We start from the raw sequence: 4,014 nt of genomic DNA, 5'->3' as shown, positions 1-4,014 counted from the left end.
CGACCGCGTGACGCCGCAGATGCGGCTCTACTCCGAGGAAAGCTTCGGCCCGGTCGCGGCGGTGATCCGCGCCGCGGACACCGACGAGGCGGTGCGCATCGCCAACGACAGCGAGTTCGGCCTCGCGGCCGCCGTGTTCGGCCGCGACACCGCCCGCGCCATGGCTGTCGCGCGCCGCGTCGAAAGCGGCATCTGCCACGTCAACGGCCCGACCGTGCATGACGAGGCGCAGATGCCCTTCGGCGGCGTCAAGCAATCGGGCCATGGCCGTTTCGGCGGGATCTGGGGGGTGCAGGAGTTCACCGAACTGCGCTGGATTACCCTGCAGGACGGCGATCTGCATTTCCCGATCTGATCCATGTCCGGGCCGGGCAGACCCGCCCGGCCCGGAATGCTTTCCGTTTTTTGCAATCAAAAAGCCGCAAACGTCATTTTGCAGCAGCATTCCTACAAGGTAACTTGCCTGCAATATCGGGACGCGGATGAGGAGATCCACGCCCGACCGGAGAAGCGGCGGCCAAAGGGCCGCCCGGCTGACAGGGAGGACGACATGTCCAGCACGTTCATCAAACCCGCTCTCGCGGCTTCGGCCCTCGCGCTTGTCGCGGGCAGCGCGGCGGCGCAGGAGCACAAGTTCCGCCTGCATCATTTCCTCGGCGCGCAGGCTCCGGCCCAGACCCGGATGCTCGAGCCCTGGGCCGAGGCCGTCGAGGAAAACTCCGGCGGTCAGGTCGAGATCGAGATCTTTCCCTCGATGACCTTGGGCGGACGCCCGCAGGAGCTCGTCAGCCAGGCCCGCGACGGCGTGGTCGATCTGGTCTGGACGCTCAACGGCTATACCCCCGGTCTCTTTCCGCGCACCGAGGTGTTCGAGCTGCCGACCGTCTACATGAACGACCCCGTGGCCACGAACCTTGCCATGCATGACATGTTCGAGGAGCATCTGGCCGAGGATTTCCGCGGGCTCGAGGTCATGTTCCTGCATGTCCATGCCGGCCAGGGCATCCAGATGGCGAACAAGGAAGTGCGCAGCCCCGAGGATCTCGCCGGCACCAGCCTGCGCATCCCGACCCGCACCGGCGCATGGGCAATCGAGGCGCTCGGCGCCAACCCGGTGGCGATGCCGGTGCCCGAGCTGCCGCAATCGCTCTCCAAGGGCGTGGTCGACGGCGCCTTCATCCCCTGGGAGATCATCCCGGCGCTGAGCGTGCAGGAACAGACCGACTACCAGATCGAGGGCGCCGATCGCACCCGCTTTGGCACCAGCACCTTTCAGGTCTCGATGAACCAGGCCCGCTGGGACAGCCTTCCCGAGGACATCCAGCAGGCCTTCCGCGACGCGTCGGGCCGCGACTGGGTCGCCGAGATGGGCCGGGTCTGGCGCGAGGTGGATGATTTCGGGATCAAGGTCGCGACCGATGCCGGAAACGAGCACATCACCCTGACCGAGGACGAGACCGCCGCCTTCATGGACCGGCTCGCCCCGGTGGTCGAGCGCTGGACCGAGGATGTCTCGGGCAAGGGGATCGACGGCACCGCGCTGGTCGAAACCGCGCGCGGGATGATCGAACAGAACGCCGCGCAATGAACCTTGCCGGGGAAGAGCGCCGCGCCGGGATCACCGGCGCCGTCGATCGGCTGGTGACGGCCTGGGCCCTGTTCGGCGGGCTGGTGCTGCTTGCGGTGATCGCGGTCAACCTGGCTGCCGTGATCGGCGCGATGGTCGGCCGCTCCTTCCCCGGCGACTTCGAACTGACCGAGATGGGCGTGGCCGTCGCGGTCTTCGCCTTCCTGCCCTATTGCCAGATCAGGGATGCCAACGTGACCGCCGACATCTTCACCGCCGGAGCCGGGCCGCGCCTGCTTGCCGCGCTGCGCGCGCTGGCGGCGCTGGTCGCGGCCGGCTTCGCCGCGATCCTGCTGTGGCGCATGTCCGCCGGCATGACCGATCAGCGCGACTACGGCTATGCCACCACCATTTTGCAGCTGCCGATCTGGTACGCCTTTGTGCCGGTCCTCGTCTCGCTGGCGCTTCTGGCCGCGGCGGCGCTGGTCACCCTGACGAATGCGCTGCGCGTGATGCGGGGGCCGCGTCATGGCTGACCCGATCACGCTGGGCCTCGCGGCGCTCGTCCTTCTCGTCGTGCTGATCGCGATCCGCATGCCGATCGGCTATGCGATGATCATCGTCGGGGCGGGCGGCATCGCGCTGGTCAACGGGCCGACGCTGCTTCTGAGCCAGCTCAAGACGCTCGCCTACGGGCAGTTCTCGGTCTACGACCTTTCGGTCGTGCCGATGTTCATCCTGATGGGGGAGCTGGCCGTCGTCGCAGGGCTCAGTCAGGCGCTGTTTCGCGGCGCGAACGCCTGGCTCGGCTGGATGCGCGGCGGCACCGCCATGGCCGCGATCGCGGGCTGTGCGGGCTTCGGCGCGGTCTGCGGCTCCTCGCTCGCCACCGCTTCGACCATGGGCAAGGTCGCCCTGCCCGAGCTCAAGCGCTACAATTACTCCGGCGCGCTGGCCACCGGCAGCCTCGCCGCGGGCGGGGTGCTGGGCATCCTGATCCCGCCGTCGGTGGTGCTGATCATCTATGCGATCATCGTCGAGGCCAATATCGTCACCATGTTCGCGGCGGCCCTGCTGCCGGGCATCCTCGCGGTGCTGCTGTTTCTGGCCACCATCGCGATCTATGTCGCGATCTGGCCCGCCGCCGGGCCCAAGGGCGGTGCCGCCGACCGGGCCGAGTTCCGCGCCGCGACGCTGGGGCTTCTGCCGGTGATCGGCATCTTCGGACTGGTGCTGGGCGGCATCTATGGCGGGCTGTTCAACCCCACGCCCGCGGCCGCGGTCGGGGTGGTGCTGGTCTGGGTCTACGGCGCGCTGCGCGGGCGGGTCCGGCTCGCCACCATGAAGACGGCGCTTCTGGCCACCGCCGCGACCACGGGCATGATCTACCTGATCCTGTTCGGTGCCGAGCTGATGAAGATCTTCATGAGCCGGATCGGCCTGCCGCAGCAGGCCGCCGCATGGATTGCCGAATCCGGCCTCGCGCCGATGATGGTGATGGTGCTGATCCTGCTGGCGCTGATCGCGCTTGGCTGCCTGATGGACAGCCTGTCGATGATCCTTCTGGTCATCCCCTTCTTTTGGCCGATGCTGATGGAGCTCAACGGCGGGCTCTACCAGGGCGCCGAGGGCTCGGGCTTCGGCATGGCGACCGACGATCTCAAGATCTGGTTCGGGATACTCGCGCTGATCGTGGTCGAGCTGGGGCTGATCACGCCGCCCGTCGGGATGAACGTCTTCGTCATCTCGGCGCTGGCGCGCGACACGCCGATGATCGAGACCTTCAAGGGCGTGCTGCCCTTCTTTCTCGCCGAGATCCTGCGCGTGGCGCTGCTGCTCGGCTTTCCGGCGCTGACCTTGTGGCTGCCGGACATGCTCGGAGGCTGAACATGAGCGACACGATCCCCGCCGGCGGCGCGATCTTTCCGCGCCTCAAGGCGCTCGGCGTGGACTGCGTCTTTGCCAATTCCGGCACCGATTTCCCGCCCATCATCGAAGGTCTTGCCGAAGCGGCCGCGCGCGGCGAAGCGTTGCCGCGGGCGATCACCATCCCGCATGAGCACGCGGCCCTCGGCATGGCGCATGGCTACTGGCTCGCCACCGGCCGGGCGCAGGCGGTGATGCTCCATACCAATGTCGGGCTGTCGAACGGCGCGACTGGCGCGATCAACGCCGCCTGCGAACACGTGCCGATGCTGTTGATGTCGGGCCGCACCCCGGTGACCGAGGCCGGGCGCCCCGGTGCGCGCACCGTCCCGATCGGCTGGGGCCAGGAGATGCGCGACCAGACCGCCCTCGTGCGCGAGGCCGCGAAATGGGATTACGAGCTGAAGTTCCCCGAGCAGCTGGCGCCGCTCATGGACCGCGCCCATGCCATCGCGGAGACGACGCCAAAGGGGCCGGTCTATCTGTCGCTGCCGCGCGAGGTGCTGTGCGAGCCCGCCCCG

The 4,014-nt window shown here is 68.2% G+C and carries 5 protein-coding genes; all 5 read left to right on the top strand.

Translation table 11 applies throughout. The features are described 5' to 3' along the window. Window positions 1-355 (top strand): aldehyde dehydrogenase family protein (locus NHG85_RS18035; protein ID WP_253335015.1); only part of this gene is annotated, 355 nt, incomplete at its 5' end. A gap of 195 nt (window positions 356-550) precedes the next feature. After that, window positions 551-1,588: a TRAP transporter substrate-binding protein gene (locus tag NHG85_RS18030; RefSeq protein WP_253335013.1), complete on the top strand. Its 1,038-nt coding sequence runs from the start codon at window positions 551-553 to the stop codon at window positions 1,586-1,588. After that, window positions 1,585-2,103, top strand: a complete 519-nt coding sequence (locus NHG85_RS18025; RefSeq protein WP_253335011.1) for a TRAP transporter small permease — start codon at window positions 1,585-1,587, stop codon at window positions 2,101-2,103. The genes NHG85_RS18030 and NHG85_RS18025 overlap by 4 nt, the downstream gene beginning before the upstream one ends. Continuing rightward, the gene (locus NHG85_RS18020) at window positions 2,096-3,454 is read left to right on the top strand and encodes a TRAP transporter large permease (RefSeq protein ID WP_253335010.1); all 1,359 of its coding nucleotides are present in this window, start codon (window positions 2,096-2,098) and stop codon (window positions 3,452-3,454) included. The genes NHG85_RS18025 and NHG85_RS18020 overlap by 8 nt, the downstream gene beginning before the upstream one ends. Before the next feature lie 2 nt (window positions 3,455-3,456). After that, the coding region (locus NHG85_RS18015; RefSeq protein ID WP_253335009.1) for a thiamine pyrophosphate-binding protein at window positions 3,457-4,014 on the top strand (558 nt) is incomplete at its 3' end.

Origin of the sequence: Limimaricola litoreus (assembly GCF_024159025.1) — a bacterium.
Lineage (GTDB): Bacteria > Pseudomonadota > Alphaproteobacteria > Rhodobacterales > Rhodobacteraceae > Limimaricola > Limimaricola litoreus.
The sequence above is the reverse complement of the archived record's forward strand: the minus strand, read 5'-3'. Positions and strand labels throughout refer to the sequence as shown.